Consider the following 220-nt stretch of genomic DNA (forward strand, 5'->3'; position numbering starts at 1 on the left):
GCGGGGGGCGGGCACAGCCCCGGGGACGATGCGCCGGTCCGGCAGGCGCTGGCATACATCCACCGCCATTACCGGGAAAACGTTACCCTGGAACAGCTGGCCGCGGCGGCGGGGGACGGTTCCGCCGCCCGGCCTTTTTCCACCATCGGGGCCGCCGCGGCCGCCGCACAGCCGGGGGACACCGTCCTCATCCACAGCGGCATCTACCGGGAATGGGTAT

At 72.3% G+C, this 220-nt stretch carries 1 protein-coding gene; it reads left to right on the plus strand.

Annotated features, from left to right (window positions below; genetic code table 11):
- Positions 1 to 220, plus strand: a 220-nt coding sequence (locus tag H6B10_RS16965) for a hypothetical protein (protein WP_204652516.1), incomplete at both ends; no start/stop codon positions are given.

The sequence above is a fragment of the Gemmiger formicilis genome, from assembly GCF_016901605.1.
GTDB classification, from domain to species: Bacteria; Bacillota; Clostridia; order Oscillospirales; family Ruminococcaceae; genus Gemmiger; species Gemmiger formicilis_B.